The organism is Ruegeria sp. AG6, from assembly GCF_056541565.1.
Map to the genome: position 1 here is coordinate 13,140 of NZ_JBQFYQ010000005.1, position 16,057 is coordinate 29,196.

Sequence of the window (16,057 nt, forward strand, 5' to 3'; positions counted from 1 at the left end):
GAAATATCGCTTTGCTTTCCACCCCGCAGCCCCCAGATAATGGCGCAAACACTATTTCAGCCGGAGGATCCATGACTCGCTATACCAAAGACCCCACGGCCATTGCTGCGCTTTCGCCCGAAGAGTTTCACGTCACCCAGCGCAGTGGTACGGAACGTCCGGGCACCGGGAAATACCTGAACAACAAGGAACCCGGCATTTATGTGGATATCGTATCGGGTGAACCGCTGTTTGCCTCGACCCACAAATACGAATCCGGGTGCGGCTGGCCCAGTTTCACCAAGCCGATCGCGCACGAACATGTCGAAGAGTTCCGCGATACCACGCATGGCATGATCCGGACCGAGGTTCGTTCGAAACACGGCGACAGCCACCTGGGGCATGTCTTCCCGGACGGTCCGCGTGAACATGGCGGTTTGCGGTACTGCATCAACTCTGCCTCGCTTCGGTTCATTCATCGGGATGAGATGGAAGCCGAAGGTTATGGCGAATACCTGATTCATGTGGAGGATATCTGATGACCGAGCAACGCGCTGTACTGGCCGGGGGCTGCTTCTGGGGGATGCAGGACCTTATCCGCAAACTGCCGGGCGTGTCGCGTACGCGTGTCGGCTATACCGGCGGTGACGTGCCCAACGCGACCTATCGCAATCACGGCACCCACGCGGAAGGGATCGAGATCTGGTTCGATCCGTCTCGGATCAGCTATCGCGACCTGCTGGAATTCTTCTTTCAGATCCATGACCCGACCACGGTCAACCGTCAGGGCAACGATATCGGCATGAGCTATCGATCCGCGATCTACTACGTGGATGACACCCAGAAACAGGTGGCCTTGGACACCATCGCCGACGTAAATGCCAGCGGCTTGTGGCCCGGAAAAGTCGTGACCGAGGTCGAACCTGTCGGAGACTTCTGGGAAGCCGAGCCAGAGCATCAGGATTATCTGGAGCGGATTCCGAACGGCTATACCTGCCACTTCCCGCGTCAGGATTGGGTCCTGCCCAAACGCTCAAGCGCAGCAGAATAAAGCACCACCTGCCCGGCCCCTCTGAAGCTTTCAGGGGGGCTAGCCTGCGGCCACCCTCGGGCGCCCGCTTGCCTCGACCGTGATCAGGGCCTCGACAAAAACGTCCTTTGCCTCGACTCGCGCGGTTTTGATGTCACGATCCACGATCACGCGAATGTCTTCTGCGCCGGCTTCTCGTACTGCGCCCTCTGCTTCGGACATCAAAACCTTTTCCAACAGGGCCAAGGCGTCCTCTGACGCGGCGAAGTCCTTCGGGCCATCCTCCAGATGCACACGATATCGCCCTTCCGCCGGGGATGTGACCGTGCCCGAGCGACGCAGGGTCAGCCGCCCCACGACAGCACCAATCGCATTGGCCACGCCCGCATGTTCCGGCAGGATCATTCGGCAGTGCAGCCGTTCACCCACCGCAGGGTAATAGCTGGGGGCCGACGCCCCAAGGCCAACCACATCCACATTCAAAGCAGCGCTCAGCGACAGCAACCCACGGTGTTGTGCCAACCCGCGCTGTGTCAGCACATGACGCGCCAAGTCTTGCGAAGGCAGACCAAAACCAACCTGCTCTTCGTCAAAAGCAGCCTCTAACAAGGTCAAACTGGTCTGTTCCGTCAATTGATCCACGATCATCTGTGCCAACGCTTCGGGAGAGTTTGCCAACATATCCCCTGACCCGACCCGTTTGCGTGCCATCAGTTCCAATGCCTTGCGCGCCGCATCGACATCCCAGGCACGAACCCGCCCCAACACGTGGCTGGCATCAGATGGCGTAACCCCAGACACCTGGATGATTCCGCGATCGACCAGGCGCATCAGCGCCCCGTTCTCCATCCGCGACCGCAGCAAGGCGCTCAGGGGCAGAACGCGATCTCCCAGCCTCTCCAGCAGGCTTTCTTCCCGCGCACCGACTCCTTCGGCATGGATGCCGGGCACGCGGCGGGCAAAACGCGTATCATGCTCACCCACAGTCGTGGCCCGCAATTGTTCATCCAGTACTGAATGCACAACGTCGGGCGCTTCTGACGCGATCAGCGAAACGGGCAACACGCGACGCGGGCCCAGGAACACACCGCCCCGCAACCCTTCGGCCACAACATGCACCTGGCTGTCACCGCCCAGACCGTGGGTTCGCATCGCCACGGCTTCGACCATGGTGCGAAACCCACCTACCTGCGCCCCGGCCGGATCGATCGCGGGCTTTCCGTCCCGGATAAGCGCCACATCAGTGGTCGTTCCCCCGATGTCCGAGACCAGCGCATTGTCCGCTCCGGTAAGCCATCGCGCCCCGACGATAGAAGCCGCAGGCCCGCTCAGAATAGTCTCGATCGGCCGTTCCCGGGCCTGTTCCGCGCTCATCAGGGCGCCATCGCCGCGCACCACCATCATCGGCGCCGAAATTCCCAGCGCATGCAGTTGATCCTGTGCACGCCCGATCAATCGGTCGATCATCCCGATCAGCCGCGCATTCAGCACAGCCGTCACCGCGCGTTTCGGACCATTGAGCTTGGCGGACAAGTGATGCGAACAGGTTACCGGCGCCCCGGTCCTTTCCGAGATTATGCGCGCCGCTTCCAACTCATGCGCCGGGTTGCGGGTGGCGAACTGAGCAGCAACCGCAAAGCCGGAAATTCCCTTATGCGAATCCAAAAAGGCCTCAAGCGCTGCGACATCCAAGGCGGCAGCCTGGCCGCCGGAATGGGTATGCCCACCGGCAATCACCAGGGCGGGATCGCCCTTCAGCGCCTCTTTCAGCCCGTGTTTTTCAAGATCACTGTCCTTGAACCCGATATAGATCAACGCGACACGGCCACCCTGCCCCTCGACCAGAGCATTCGTGGCCAGCGTCGTCGACAATGACGCCATCGAGATCTGATCCGGTGTGACCTGCGCCTCTGCCAACACAGACGAGATCGCCTTGCCCACACCAATCGCCAGATCCGCCCGGGTGGTCAGCGACTTGGCCGAGGCGATGACCTCTTTCTCATCCCTGATCAACACCGCGTCGGTATAGGTCCCACCCGTATCTACCCCCAAAGACAACGTCATCGGGTCCTCCTGTCTGTTCGCTGTGGATGGGTTTAGCGGTTATGCACGACACGTCCAGCCTGTTTGCGGCAATTATGACAGTTGTTCCACCGCCCAGCGCGCCGCCTCTGCCACGGTCTCATCCGGGTCCTCCAACAGACGCTGAGCCACTGTTTTCAGTTTTGGCTGTCCCGAGTTTCCAATGGCATACAGAACATTGCGCACGAACCGGTCCCGGCCGATACGTTTGATCGGCGAGCCCGAGAACTTTGCGCGAAAAGCGGCATCGTCCAGCGCCGCCAGTTCTTCCAAGCCGGGCGCTTTCAGATCGTCACGGGCGGCATAGCGCATATCGCTCGCTGCGACGGCAAACTTGTTCCATGGACAGGCCGCCAGACAATCGTCGCAGCCATAGATCCGATTGCCCAACTTACCGCGCAGCTCATGGTCCACCGGGCCCTTATGTTCAATGGTCAGATATGAAATGCACCGTCGTGCATCCAGTTGATACGGGGCCGGAAACGCATCGGTCGGGCAGCTGTCCAGACAGGCGCGGCACGACCCGCAATGATCGATCTCTGAATTGTCTGTCGGCAGGTCCAGAGTAGTGAAAACAGACCCTATAAAGGCCCAATTTCCCCATTCGCGGCTTACAAGATTGGTGTGCTTGCCCTGCCACCCCAATCCGGCGGCATATCCCAGCGCCTTCTCGGGAACTGGCGCGGTATCGACAAATACTTTCACCTCGCCTCCGGCTTCGGCAATCAGCCATCGCGCCAACCGCTTCAGCCGCTTCTTGACAAGATCATGATAGTCCTTGTTCTGCGCATAGACGGAAATTGCACCACGATCCGGGTGATTCAAGATCTCCGTCGGGTCATGTTCCGGCGTATAGCTTTCGGCCAACATGACCACCGATTGCGCCGCGGGCCAAAGGGCGGCAGGATCGCCACGCCAATGCGTGCGCTCGGCCATCCATCCCATTTGCCCGTGGTACCCGGCGTCCAGATAGGCCCGCAAGCGTTTCGGCACCTGTGGAACATCCCAAGGGCGGCACACGCGACAGGCAACAAACCCCTCTGCCTGGGCTTGTTGCACCAGCTTTTCCTTAAGATCCGATCCGCTCTTCATCTGGCCAAAAATATCCTCGGGGGGAATCGCGCCCATGGCGCGATGGGGGGCAGACAGCCCCCCTTGCGCACCCTATCAGAAATCCAGATCAGCGTAATGGGGCGGCGGTCGGAACCCTGGCACCTGATCCGCCAGTATTGACCGAAATGCCGGTCGAGACTTGATCTTGGCATACCAGTCCTTGACCACCTGGCTGCGGTTCCAGTCCACGTCCGAGATGTAATCCAGCGAAGACAGATGTGCCGCGGCCGCAAAATCCGCCAATGTCATCTGATCCCCCGCCAACCAACGGCGGTGATCCAGCAGCCACGCCATGTAATCCAGATGGTATTTGATCGCCTTGGCACCCTGTTTGACATTCTTGCTGTCCGGATACCCCTGTCCTGTCACCTTTTTGTTCACTCGCTCATACAACAGCTTCGATGTCACCTCGTGGTGAAATTTGTCGTCGAACCACCCGACAAGGCGTCTTACTTCGAATCTGGCTTCGGGGGTTTTCGGCATCAAAGGTGGCTCTGGGCGGGTTTCTTCGATGTATTCGCAGATAGCCGCGCTTTCCGACATGATCTGCCCGTCCAGACGCAATACGGGCACTTTTCCCGCCGGGTTGCGCCGCAGAAAATCAGGATCTTGTTCCCAGTATCGCTCTTCTACCAGCTCAACCTCGATCTTCTTCTCCGCCAGCGACAGACGGACCTTACGACAATACGGAGAGAGGGGAACGTGAAACAGACGCGCCATGAACTTCCATTCGAACCAGTGAATACCCGACAGATTTAGCCTTGGCAGATAGCGGGTTTCAATCCTCGAAACAATCTGCGCGACCATCTGCGCGGATGGTGGCCGCCCCATCGAGGATCGAAGCCGCCCGTCTGCGGGTGCGCGCAGTCGGATCCGTGACCGATCGGTTGCGCGGGGACGGCAGGATTGCCGCAATCCGCGCCGCTTGAACCGAAGTCAGCTTTGCCGCGCTGGTGTTGAAATAGCGTTGCGCCGCAGCTTCGACCCCGAATACGCCATTTCCGGTTTCGGCGACATTCAGATACACCTCAAGAATACGCTGTTTGCTCCAGAATATTTCAACCACCGGCGTGATCGAGGTTTCCAAAGCCTTGCGCACCCAGCTGCGACCCTGCCAGAGGAACACATTCTTCACCACCTGTTGCGTGATGGTCGATGCACCACGATTGCCGCCATCCTCAAGCGCATCGCGGATGGCTTCGACGTCAAAGCCCCAATGCAGGCAGAAATTTGCGTCCTCGGCTGCAACAACTGATCTTGCCATGATCGGTGCCATGTCTTCGATCGGAACCCATTCGCGTTCAACCTTTCCCAGCCGGCGCCATTCCGTCCAGATGGTGTGGGTGACAGGAGGGTTCACCACCGAATAAATCAGGACCAGAGCAACCACGAGGCCCAGAACCGCCATGACCGCTCGCGTTGCCCAGCGGCGAATCTGCCGCGCCACTGGTTCCTTCTTTCTGGATGCCTTGCGTTTTTTTCCGCCGGATTTGCGGGCTGCTTTCTTCGCCATGTCTCAGCTATACGACGCAAGGTTCCGGTTTGAAACGGCCTAAATCGCGAAAGCGCGCGCCTCGCGCGGATGAACGATCGGGCGCGCGGTTTTCAGCGACATCGGATCAAGCCCGGTCAACTCGGGAAACAAGTGCAGCACTTCGCTTTGTGTTTCGCGATCCGAAGCCGACAACGCGTGCCCGGGATAATAGCTTTCGCTTTTCGCTCCGTTGGCGAAAACGATCTCATGCTGTTTGAACAACAGATGGAAATATTCAACCTCACCGCCCTCGACCCGTGTCACGGTGTCATCGTTGACCAAAGTATGCGCCGGAACCAGCGCTTCGGTATGGCCGAACAGATAGGACGCCTGCCAGTCTTCGATCAGCATCCGGTGCTGCGGTGAAACCAGCAAGGGGCGATCCAGACCGAACACCCCGGCATCGAAACGGATTGGAGCCAGTTTGCCTTCGGCTGCGACGGTTGTACACCCAACCCAGATCAAGGGTTGTGGTCCGTGATCCACCGTGATGACCAGATCACCAACCTTCAAATCCTCAACCGCGCGCTCACCTTCCGGTGTGGCGATCATGGTCCCGGCCGTAAAGCACGGCGGCCCAAGGTTACCGACATTCAGCGGGCCTGACGTGTTAACAAAAGTGGTCGACACCAGCGTTCCGGGCTGCAGCACCTGGCCGTCTGTGGGGGTGAAAGCCCGAGACCCATCGGCCAGGTAGAAAGTGGTTCCTGTATAGGTCACGTTCCCAACGCCTGACACGTTGATCGTTACAGTATCGCCTGGCCAGGAATTTGTAACGTCTTGCCCGTTGACCGTGTCACCACTGGGTGCGTCAATAAGATTGTCATCATTCGCATCAGTCAGGGTGAAATTGCTGACCGCGACGGCCGTCCCCGCTGGTGGCGGGCTTGCAGGATCAAAGGTGAAGAACTGATCGCGATATGTCGTTGGCATCCTGTTGCCCCTACTCTGTCACCATTAGAAACCGAAACAGGCCATGGCTAACACTACAAGGTGAAAAAAGCATGGCGAAATTCAGGAGAGCAGGCAAGAATTCCACTGAAACCTCACAATAATCAGGGCCCCGCGTGCTGTAGATGGCACGCGGGTCCAGTATTTTGATGGAATTTAGGCTTACTCGGCCGGAACTGCCGTGACTTCTTCGCTCAGCGGGTGGCTGAGTTTGTTGAGCATTTCTTTGGGACAAACCTGTAGGAAGTTGCCCTTTTCCACGTCCCAATGCTGGAGAATATCCGCGGCCTTGCGGCTGTAGGTCTCCTCGGCGTGACGCGTGATCAGGGCTTTCAATTGATCCACCCAATGGTCCACGGTGACCGGGCAGGTCACAAGCGTTTCCTTGTTCATCAACGCTTCGGCCTTGCCTTCGGGATCATACAGATATGCCATGCCACCGGTCATCCCGGCACCGAAATTGGCCCCGATGTCACCAAGTATCACGGCCACGCCGCCGGTCATGTACTCACACCCGTTCGAGCCACATCCTTCAACCACAACTTTGGCACCCGAGTTGCGCACGGCAAATCGTTCACCCGCGCGGCCAGCCGCGAACAGATGGCCGTCAGTTGCACCGTAGAGAACCGTGTTGCCGATGATCGTGTTGTCGTCCGCCTTCAGCGGGCTGACCTGCGGCGGGCGCACAACGATCGTGCCGCCAGACAGGCCCTTGCCAACATAGTCATTGGCATCCCCCGACACTTCCAGCTTCAGACCCGGAGCCGCGAAAGCCCCCAAGGACTGACCGGCCGAACCCTGAAGTTTCACGTGCAGGTGGTCATCCTGGAACGTGTTCCGCATGCCAAAATTCTGCACAATGTGGCTGGAAATGCGGGTTCCGACGGTGCGGTGCGTGTTCTGGATGGCATATGACAACTGCATCTTCTCGCCATCCTTCAGGAACCGCGCCGCATCGCGCACGATCTCGGCATCCAGCGTGTCGGGCACGGCGTTCCGATCCTTGTCGCGATTGTACACGATGTTATGCGCACCATCGACGGTGATCAGCAGCGGGTTGAGATCCAGATCGTCCAAATGCGCCGAACCCCGGCTAACCTGCGCCAGCAGATCGGCCCGACCGATGATTTCATCCACGGAACGCGCGCCAAGGCTGGCCAGCAGCTCGCGCACTTCCTGCGCGTAGAAGGTGATCAGGTTCACCACCTTGTCGGCGTTGCCGGTGAACTTGGCGCGCAGGGATTCGTCCTGCGTACAGACACCAACCGGGCAGGTGTTCGACTGGCACTGACGCACCATGATACAGCCCATCGCGATCAGGGCGGCGGTGCCGATGCCGTATTCCTCGGCCCCCATCATCGCCGCCATGACGATGTCGCGCCCGGTACGCAGGCCGCCATCAGTGCGCAGAGTCACCCGGTCGCGCAGGTTGTTCATCGCCAGAACCTGATGCGCCTCGGTCAGGCCCATCTCCCATGGCAGACCGGCATATTTGATGCTGGTCGCGGGTGAGGCACCCGTACCGCCATTGTGCCCCGAGATCAGGATGATATCGGCCTTCGCCTTGGCCACACCGGCAGCGATCGTGCCAACGCCGGAAGACGCCACCAGTTTCACCGTCACCTTGCAGCGCGGGTTGATCTGTTTCAGGTCATAGATCAGCTGAGCCAGATCCTCGATCGAGTAGATGTCATGATGCGGCGGCGGCGAGATCAGCGTAACGCCCTTGGTCGAGTGCCGCAGACGCGCGATCAGGTCAGTGACCTTCATGCCCGGCAGCTGACCGCCCTCGCCCGGTTTCGCCCCTTGGGCAACCTTGATTTCCAGCTCTTCGCACTGGTTCAGATATTCGGCGGTCACACCAAACCGGCCCGAGGCCACCTGCTTGATTTTGGCCGAGGGGTTGTCACCATTCGGCTCCGGCACGAAATGCGCCGGGTCTTCACCCCCTTCACCACTGTCGGATTTCGCACCGATCCGGTTCATCGCCACGTTCAGCGTCTTGTGCGCCTCAGGCGACAGCGCGCCCAGCGACATGCCCGGCGTGACAAAGCGCTTGCGGATCGAGGTGATCGATTCAACCTCTTCGATCGGCACCGGTTTACCCAATGGTTTGAAATCCATCAGGTCGCGCAGATGGATCGGCGGGTTCGATTGCATCTTGGCAGAATACTGTTTCCACAGCTCATAGGACGCCTTGTTGCACGCCATCTGCATCATATGCATCGAGGTCGCTTCCCACGCGTGGGTTTCACCCGATTTCCGTGCCTTGTAGAAACCACCGATCGGCAACACGTCCAGACCACTGTTCCAGCCCTTGGCGTGGATTTCTTCGGCCTTTGCCTGGATACCCTTGACGCCGATGCCGGAAATACGGCTGGTCATACCCGGGAAATACTCGGCCACCATCGCGCGGCTCAGGCCAACAGCCTCGAAATTCAGACCGCCGCGATAGGACGAGATCACCGAGATCCCCATCTTGGCCATGATCTTCAACAGGCCCTGGTCGATGGCTTCGCGATAGCGCGCGACATTTTCGGTCAGGGTACCGTCCAGCAGCCCACGATCGATACGATCGGCCAGCGAGTCTTCGGCCAGATAGGCGTTCACAACGGTCGCGCCACAGCCGATCAGAACCGCAAAGTAATGCGGATCGACACATTCAGCCGAGCGTACGTTCAAGGAACAGAACGTCCGCAGGCCCTGACGGGTCAGGTGTGAGTGCACTGCGCTGGTGGCAAGGATCATCGGCATTGCCACCCGATCTTCACCCGAGTTCATGTCGGTCAGCACCAGATGCCCGGCGCCAGACCGTACCGCCTCTTCAGCTTCGGCTCTGACACGTGCCAAAGCAGCGCTCAGCGCACCTTGACCGGGCTCAAAGCTGCAATCGATCTCGGCCAGCGGAGCGTTGAGGTGCCCAACCAGTTCATTCCATTGTGCGTTTCCGACAAAGGGGCTTTCCAGAACGATGATCTCGGTCTGGCTGCTGTCCTCATCCAGCACGTTCTTCAGGTTTCCGAACCGGGTTTTCAAGGACATGACGCGGTATTCGCGCAAACTGTCGATCGGCGGGTTTGTGACCTGACTGAAGTTCTGCCGGAAGAAATGGCTGAGCGGGCGGTATTGCTTGGACAGAACCGCCGAGGGCGTATCGTCACCCATGGACGCCAGCGCCTCTTTGCCGTCTTCGGCCATGGGCGCAAGAATCTGCTCCAGCTCTTCGACCGAATAGCCTGCCGCGATCTGGCGTTTGCGCAGATCTTCGCCCGAGAATATCGGCTTTTCGGTCACACCTGCCAGCGCCTCGTCCAGATCGTTGATCTTGCCGACCCACTCGCCAAACGGCAATGCGCTCGCCAGCTTGTTCTTGATCTGGGTGTCGCGATACAGCTTGCCCTTTTTCATGTCGACAGCCAGCATCTGACCGGGGCCCAGCGCGCCTTTTTCGGTCACTGTGGACTCATCAATCGGCACCATACCGGCCTCGGATCCCGCAATGACAAGACCATCGCCAGTCACGACGTAACGCATCGGACGCAGGCCGTTGCGGTCCAGTCCAGCACAGACCCAGCGGCCATCCGTCATGGCCAGCGCGGCGGGGCCGTCCCACGGCTCCATCACCGAGTTGCAGTAGGAATACATGTCGCGCCAGGCCTGCGGCAGTTCCACCGCCTGTTTCGACCAGCTTTCCGGAACCAGCATGGTTTTCGCCATGGGCGCCGAGCGGCCCGCGCGCACCAGAACTTCGAAAACCGAGTCCAATGCGGCCGAATCCGACGATCCTCCGGCGATGATCGGCTTGATATCCTCGGCATAATCCCCAAACGTCGAGGACGCCATGCGGATCTCGTGGCTTTTCATCCAGTTGATGTTGCCTTTCAGCGTGTTGATCTCGCCGTTATGGGCCAACATGCGGAAAGGCTGCGCCAGCCACCATTGCGGGAAAGTGTTGGTAGAATAGCGCTGGTGGTAGATTGCGAAGGCGGATTCAAACCGTTCGTCCATCAGGTCAGGATAGAAGACGGCAACCTGCTCGGCCAGCATCATGCCCTTGTAGATGATTGAACGGCACGACAGCGACGCCAGGTACAGCCCGGAAATACCCGCAGCCGAGGCGGCCTTTTCAATACGGCGACGAATGACATAGAGCTCGCGCTCGAAGGTCTCTTCGTCCACACCTTTGGAATTCGAGATCAGGATCTGCTCGATCTCGGGCCGGGTGGCGTTGGCTTTTTCACCCAGACAGGTGACATCGACCGGCACGTGACGCCAGCCATAGATGTAATAGCCCATGCGCAGAACTTCGCTTTCCACGATGGTCCGGCACTGTTCCTGTGCGCCAAAGTCGGTGCGCGGCAGGAAAACCTGACCAACAGCGATCAGTTCGTCCAATTTGGGCTCGTGGCCCGTGCGCCGGATCTGATCGTAGAAAAACGAGACCGGAATCTGCACGTGAATGCCCGCGCCATCACCGGTCTTGCCGTCAGCATCAACCGCGCCGCGGTGCCAGATCGCCTTGAGCGCGTCGATACCGGCATCAACGACCTTGCGCGACGCTTTCCCATCCACGGACACAACAAGACCCACACCGCAGGAAGAATGCTCTTCTTCCTCGGAATAGAGACCATTTTCAGCCATCCATTTGCGCTTGGCTTCTTCGGCCCGCACCCAATCGGCATCATATTTGGTCATTGGCTGTCTCCTTCGTCAGAGGGGGCGTACATGGCTTCGACCTCGGCTTTGGTCATCTGCCGGCGTTCGCCTGCGAACGCGTAGCCCTGGGGCTTTTTGTCGATGTAAAGTTCAAGTTTCAGCGGGTTGCCTGCGGCGTTGTCAAACAGACCTGCCGCCATTTGCGTCTGGCCGTGCATCTCGCCCGGGAGCGTGATCCGATACCAAAGCGCCGAGCCGCAATCGGCGCAAAAGGCGCGCTCGGCCCAGTCAGAGGAAGTGAAAGTTTTGACCGGTCCAAGCGCGGCATAGCCTTCTTCGGCCTGAAACGTCACCAGCATGGAACTGGTCCAGCGCCGGCACTGGTCGCAATGGCAGGCCCCCAGCGCATCCCGCGCCGGAGTTGCCGTCACCGTAACTGCGCCACAAATGCATTGGCCTTGCAATTCAGGCATTTCGAAGCCTCCTGATCGCCGGGATTATTCGGCCGCAACGGCAGATTTAGCATTGAAGCGTTCGATGATCGCATCAGCGCAGTCACGACCGTCCCGGATCGCCCAGACCACCAGCGAGGCACCGCGCACGATGTCACCGATTGCATAGACTCCGTCCATTTCGGTCTCGCCGGTTTGGAACGCCGCCTTGATCGTACCCCAGCGGGTGACTGGCAGATCAGGTTGTCCGAACAGCGTCGGCAGGTCTTCAGGTTCGAATCCAAGCGCCTTGATCACAAGATCGGCGTCTTCGACATAGTCCGCGCCTTCAATTACTTCGGGGGCCTGACGACCGGATGCGTCTGGCTGTCCCAAGCGCATCTTCTGAACGATAACACCTTTGACCGTGTCTTCACCCGTGAACCCTTTGGGTGCGCTGAGCCATTCGAAGATCACGCCTTCTTCTTCGGCATTCTGCGTTTCACGCTGTGACCCCGGCATGTTGGCCCGGTCCCGGCGATACAGACATTTGACAGAAGTCGCGCCCTGACGGATCGAAGTGCGCACGCAATCCATCGCAGTGTCACCGCCGCCAATCACGACGACTTTTTTGCCGTCGGCGTTCAAGCGACCGTTGTCGAATTCTTCGACCTCGTCGCCAAAGCTTTTCCGGTTCGAGGCTGTCAGGAAGTCGATCGCCTTTTCGATCCCGGCCAGACCGCTGCCCGGCATTGCCAGGTCGCGCGACTTGTAGACACCGGTCGCAATGATAACGGCATCATGCTTGGCCCGGATTTCTTCGAACTTGGCCGCATCCACGTCGCAATTCAGAACAAACTCGACCCCACCATCAGCCAACAGGTCATTGCGGCGCTGAACAACGTCTTTTTCCAGTTTGAACCCCGGAATGCCATACATCAGCAGGCCACCGGCCCGGTCATAGCGGTCGTATACCGTGACCTGGATACCAGCCTGGCGCAGCATGTCCGCAGCGGCCAATCCACCAGGGCCTGCACCAATGATACCTACGCTTTCAGCGCGTTCGGCCGATGGAGCAACCGGCTGGACCCAGCCTTTTTCCCATGCGGTATCCGTTATGTATTTCTCGATCGAACCAATCGTGACCGTTCCATGGCCCGACTGTTCGATCACGCAGTTGCCCTCGCACAGGCGGTCCTGCGGACAGATGCGCCCGCAGATCTCAGGGAAAGTATTGGTGGCCTGACTTACCTGATAGGCTTCTTCCAGGCGTCCGGTCGCAGTCAGGCGCAACCAGTCGGGAATATTGTTGTGCAACGGGCAATGCGACTGGCAGTAAGGAACACCGCATTGGCTGCACCGACTCGCCTGCTCGGCTGCTTTTTCAGCGGCGAACTCGGAATAGATCTCGTCAAAGTCGTCCTTGCGGTCATTGGCAGCACGCTTTTCCGGCATGACGCGGTCGATCTGCACAAATTTCAGCATCGGTTGCTTGGCCACGGGTCAGACTCCATGAATTGGCTAGGTTCCGCTTCTTTACGGGATGCGCTTTTGGATGAAAAGTCAATTATACTGACCTAAATTGAAAAAATGCAGCGTGCCTTCAAGAAAAGTGGAAAATAATTGGAAGTTTTAGATCCGATTCGGACCTATATGCGCGCTTTCCTTTTTTTCATCGCCCTTATACCCATAATCCACAAAGAACACGTGGCAGCAGCACGGCAGGGCAGATGAGTTTGTTTCACCTGATTCTCGTAGCAATCATTCAGGGAATCACTGAGTTTTTGCCCATATCCTCATCTGGTCACCTGATCCTGCTGCCCAACCTGTCGGGCTTGCAAGATCAGGGACAAGCCATTGATGTCGCGGTGCATGTGGGAACCCTGGGCGCCGTGGTGCTGTATTTCTGGTCGGATGTAAAACAGGCCCTTGCCGGGTTGCCGCGCGCGTTGACCGGGCGGGGCGACACACCGCAGGCCCGGCTTGCTCTGGGCCTGATCGTTGCAACTGTTCCTACCGTGATCGCGGGCCTCATTCTGCATGCCACCGGGTTGAGCCAGGCCATGCGCTCGATCACGGTCATCGGATGGACAATGCTGGGTTTCGGTCTGCTGCTGTATTGGGTGGATCAGAGGGCTCCTGAAACCAAAGGGGCCGAAAACTGGGGAATACGCGACGCGCTCATCATGGGTCTGTGGCAGGTTCTTGCCCTGATCCCAGGCACGTCCCGTTCCGGGATAACCATAACCGGCGCGCGGCAATTGGGATATACCCGTGAAGACGGCGCGCGGATCGCGATGTTGATGTCGATCCCGACAATCCTGGCGTCGGGCACACTGCTGGCACTGGATGTGGTGCGCGACGCCGATATGCAACTGGCCCGGGATGGGGCCGTTGCAGCGCTGTTTGCCTTTCTTTCGGCCCTGCTGGCGCTCAGCCTGATGATGCGGCTTCTGCGCAGCGTCAGTTTCACACCCTACGTCATCTACCGCGTCATTCTTGGCGTGATACTTTTGATCATGGCCTACAGCTGATCAGATACGCAGGTTTTTGGCCGAGTTCTGAATGTCGTCATACTGACCCGAGGGGCGGAATTTCCACAGGTATTCCGGCAACACCGATTCCAGCGTGGTCGGCACGATCCCAAGGTCTGCAAAAGACTTTGCGCCCTCGGCGACAACATTGTCGTGACGCAGGTTCTTAAGCTGATCGCGCGTCAGAATGTTGTTGGGGAACAGCTGGAAGCTGACAAATTTAACGATATCCAGCACACCCGCCATAATCCGCGCGGCAAAGAACGGCAGGCCGATGATGACGCGGCGACGGTGAATCACTTCAAGCATCTGCTGCATCAAGGCACGAAAGGTCTTAACCTCGGGGCCACCAAGCTCGTAAATACCCGGCTCTGCCTGCCCCAGAACGCCTTTGACGGCAGCTTGCGCCACATCGTCTACGTAAACCGGCTGGAATTTTGTGTCGGCCCCGACCAGAGGCAGGAACGGTCCCATGCGGGTCATTCCGGCGAAACGGTTGAAGAACTGGTCTTCGGTGCCAATGATCACCGAAGGACGCAGGATCACGGCGTCTGGCATATGTTTCAACACGCTCGCTTCACCATGTGCTTTGGTCCGGGAATACGCGCTGGCTGAATTCGCATCCGCACCGATGGCCGAGATATGAACCATCCGCTTGATGCCCTGCTCGGCCGCTAAACGCGCGATGCGTTCAGCTCCTTCGGCCTGCACGGTATCAAACCCGTTCTTGCCAAGTTCGTTCAGCACACCCACGCAGTTCACAACCGCATCGGCGCTCTGCATCGCCAGCGCCACCGAGGCGTCATCCCGAATATTGCACAGCACCGGTTCGACCTGACCCACGGCACCATAGGGTTTGACGAACATGGCCTCGTTCGGACGACGTACAGCCACCCGGACACGCCACCCCTCTTTCGCCATGCGCCGCGCGATGTAGCGACCGACAAATCCCGATCCGCCAAAAATCGTCACCAGTTTCGACATGAGAGGGCTCCTGCTGAGAAATTGCGCCCTAGAACTAGCGCCCGCAGGCCAGTCAAACAAGGCGCTAATTCGCCGCGACGGCGTTGAAAACCATGCGCGAAAAACACCGGCCGGGAACCGAACTCAAAAAACTTTAAAAAATCTCGCCGAATCTGGTTGACGCCCCCCGCGACTAGGCTTAAACGCCCCTCCACGACACCTGCCCAGGTGGCGGAATTGGTAGACGCGCTAGCTTCAGGTGCTAGTGTCCGTATGGACGTGGAGGTTCGAGTCCTCTCCTGGGCACCATCTCTTCCGAACATAGATGGCCGTAAACGCTCAATTTCATTGAGTGTTTTACCGATTCTCGGTTATCGCCCGGAACGTGGTGGAACGCTCGATACCCGCAGAAAACACGACATGTGAGGGTTTGGTTGGGCCTTTACCTCAAAAACACGAGCTTGATGCCCCCAATGGCACTTTCCGATCTTTAGATTCGAACGGCATGGCGAAGTCCAAAGCCATTCAAATTGGCTGATGCTGGCGGCTTGTTCGCATTGGCGAAACCAAGTGGCTCAGGACTATGGGAATGGAATTATCGTCATCTGGGGATTTGTCGAACGCATGGCAACGTCCTGCCGCACCAGCAGCCGGTTTACCGGTCAGGAGGCCTGGGCGAATGCCTGCAACGCGGGACAACGCCGAAGATTGTTTTCTCGGCAATTGCTTTTGCGCACGCGTTGAACGCTGCAACCCGGGATCTGACTGCTTTGTCCGGATCGAA

Annotated in this window: 12 protein-coding genes and 1 tRNA gene; 4 read left to right on the forward strand and 9 right to left on the reverse strand. The window is 58.6% G+C overall.

The annotated features are described in order from the left end of the window. Positions 1-71: 71 nt before the first annotated feature. Complete coding sequence (msrB, locus tag ACR0I0_RS12245; protein ID WP_209835600.1) at positions 72-518, forward strand: peptide-methionine (R)-S-oxide reductase MsrB; 447 nt, start codon at positions 72-74, stop codon at positions 516-518. Next, positions 518-1,030: a peptide-methionine (S)-S-oxide reductase MsrA gene (gene msrA / locus ACR0I0_RS12250; protein WP_171635256.1), complete on the forward strand. Its 513-nt coding sequence runs from the start codon at positions 518-520 to the stop codon at positions 1,028-1,030. The genes msrB and msrA overlap by 1 nt, the downstream gene beginning before the upstream one ends. Positions 1,031-1,069: 39 nt before the next feature. Here the strand turns inward: msrA and ACR0I0_RS12255 are convergent, their stop codons facing one another. The 8 genes from ACR0I0_RS12255 to ACR0I0_RS12290 all read right to left on the reverse strand — a co-directional run bounded on the left by ACR0I0_RS12255 (position 1,070) and on the right by ACR0I0_RS12290 (position 13,276). Beyond that, the gene (locus ACR0I0_RS12255) at positions 1,070-3,073 is read right to left on the reverse strand and encodes a hydantoinase/oxoprolinase family protein (protein WP_480491617.1); all 2,004 of its coding nucleotides are present in this window, start codon (positions 3,071-3,073) and stop codon (positions 1,070-1,072) included. Positions 3,074-3,145: 72 nt separating this feature from the next. Next, positions 3,146-4,183, reverse strand: coding sequence for a tRNA epoxyqueuosine(34) reductase QueG (queG, locus tag ACR0I0_RS12260; protein ID WP_171635259.1), 1,038 nt, complete (start codon positions 4,181-4,183; stop codon positions 3,146-3,148). Positions 4,184-4,258: 75 nt separating this feature from the next. Next, the gene (gene fzlA / locus ACR0I0_RS12265; RefSeq protein WP_171635778.1) at positions 4,259-4,924 is read right to left on the reverse strand and encodes an FtsZ-binding protein FzlA; all 666 of its coding nucleotides are present in this window, start codon (positions 4,922-4,924) and stop codon (positions 4,259-4,261) included. Positions 4,925-4,982: 58 nt separating this feature from the next. Then, a complete protein-coding gene (gene mtgA / locus ACR0I0_RS12270; protein WP_480486240.1) occupies positions 4,983-5,717 on the reverse strand; it encodes a monofunctional biosynthetic peptidoglycan transglycosylase in 735 nt (244 codons plus the stop codon). Between the two features lie 39 nt (positions 5,718-5,756). Next, positions 5,757-6,671 carry a Hint domain-containing protein gene (locus ACR0I0_RS12275; protein ID WP_171723967.1) on the reverse strand — a complete coding sequence of 305 codons (915 nt, stop codon included), beginning with the start codon at positions 6,669-6,671 and terminating at the stop codon, positions 5,757-5,759. A gap of 180 nt (positions 6,672-6,851) precedes the next feature. Next, complete coding sequence (gltB, locus tag ACR0I0_RS12280) at positions 6,852-11,384, reverse strand: glutamate synthase large subunit (RefSeq protein ID WP_171635267.1); 4,533 nt, start codon at positions 11,382-11,384, stop codon at positions 6,852-6,854. Then, positions 11,381-11,818, reverse strand: coding sequence for a GFA family protein (locus ACR0I0_RS12285; RefSeq protein ID WP_480491620.1), 438 nt, complete (start codon positions 11,816-11,818; stop codon positions 11,381-11,383). The genes gltB and ACR0I0_RS12285 overlap by 4 nt, the downstream gene beginning before the upstream one ends. A 24-nt stretch (positions 11,819-11,842) precedes the next feature. Further along, complete coding sequence (locus ACR0I0_RS12290; RefSeq protein ID WP_171635269.1) at positions 11,843-13,276, reverse strand: NAD(P)-dependent oxidoreductase; 1,434 nt, start codon at positions 13,274-13,276, stop codon at positions 11,843-11,845. A gap of 230 nt (positions 13,277-13,506) precedes the next feature. Here ACR0I0_RS12290 and ACR0I0_RS12295 point away from each other — a divergent pair, with 230 nt between their 5' ends. Next, positions 13,507-14,310, forward strand: coding sequence for an undecaprenyl-diphosphate phosphatase (locus tag ACR0I0_RS12295; RefSeq protein WP_171723970.1), 804 nt, complete (start codon positions 13,507-13,509; stop codon positions 14,308-14,310). On the opposite strand, the gene ACR0I0_RS12300 is transcribed toward ACR0I0_RS12295, so the two are convergent. Next, the gene (locus tag ACR0I0_RS12300; protein WP_480491623.1) at positions 14,311-15,294 is read right to left on the reverse strand and encodes a complex I NDUFA9 subunit family protein; all 984 of its coding nucleotides are present in this window, start codon (positions 15,292-15,294) and stop codon (positions 14,311-14,313) included. It lies immediately after the preceding gene. Positions 15,295-15,495: 201 nt separating this feature from the next. Between ACR0I0_RS12300 and ACR0I0_RS12305 the strand changes: the two genes are divergently transcribed. Beyond that, a tRNA-Leu gene (locus tag ACR0I0_RS12305) sits at positions 15,496-15,582 on the forward strand. Positions 15,583-16,057: the final 475 nt, after the last annotated feature.

What these genes read in the sequence shown, in the direction of transcription:
- msrB (WP_209835600.1), top strand. Translation starts at nt 72, where the DNA reads ATGACTCGCTATACCAAAGACCCCACGGCCATTGCTGCGCTTTCGCCC.
- msrA (WP_171635256.1), top strand. Translation starts at nt 518, where the DNA reads ATGACCGAGCAACGCGCTGTACTGGCCGGGGGCTGCTTCTGGGGGATG.
- ACR0I0_RS12255 (WP_480491617.1), bottom strand. Translation starts at nt 3,073, where the DNA reads ATGACGTTGTCTTTGGGGGTAGATACGGGTGGGACCTATACCGACGCG.
- queG (WP_171635259.1), bottom strand. Translation starts at nt 4,183, where the DNA reads ATGAAGAGCGGATCGGATCTTAAGGAAAAGCTGGTGCAACAAGCCCAG.
- fzlA (WP_171635778.1), bottom strand. Translation starts at nt 4,924, where the DNA reads ATGGCGCGTCTGTTTCACGTTCCCCTCTCTCCGTATTGTCGTAAGGTC.
- mtgA (WP_480486240.1), bottom strand. Translation starts at nt 5,717, where the DNA reads ATGGCGAAGAAAGCAGCCCGCAAATCCGGCGGAAAAAAACGCAAGGCA.
- ACR0I0_RS12275 (WP_171723967.1), bottom strand. Translation starts at nt 6,671, where the DNA reads ATGCCAACGACATATCGCGATCAGTTCTTCACCTTTGATCCTGCAAGC.
- gltB (WP_171635267.1), bottom strand. Translation starts at nt 11,384, where the DNA reads ATGACCAAATATGATGCCGATTGGGTGCGGGCCGAAGAAGCCAAGCGC.
- ACR0I0_RS12285 (WP_480491620.1), bottom strand. Translation starts at nt 11,818, where the DNA reads ATGCCTGAATTGCAAGGCCAATGCATTTGTGGCGCAGTTACGGTGACG.
- ACR0I0_RS12295 (WP_171723970.1), top strand. Translation starts at nt 13,507, where the DNA reads ATGAGTTTGTTTCACCTGATTCTCGTAGCAATCATTCAGGGAATCACT.
- ACR0I0_RS12300 (WP_480491623.1), bottom strand. Translation starts at nt 15,294, where the DNA reads ATGTCGAAACTGGTGACGATTTTTGGCGGATCGGGATTTGTCGGTCGC.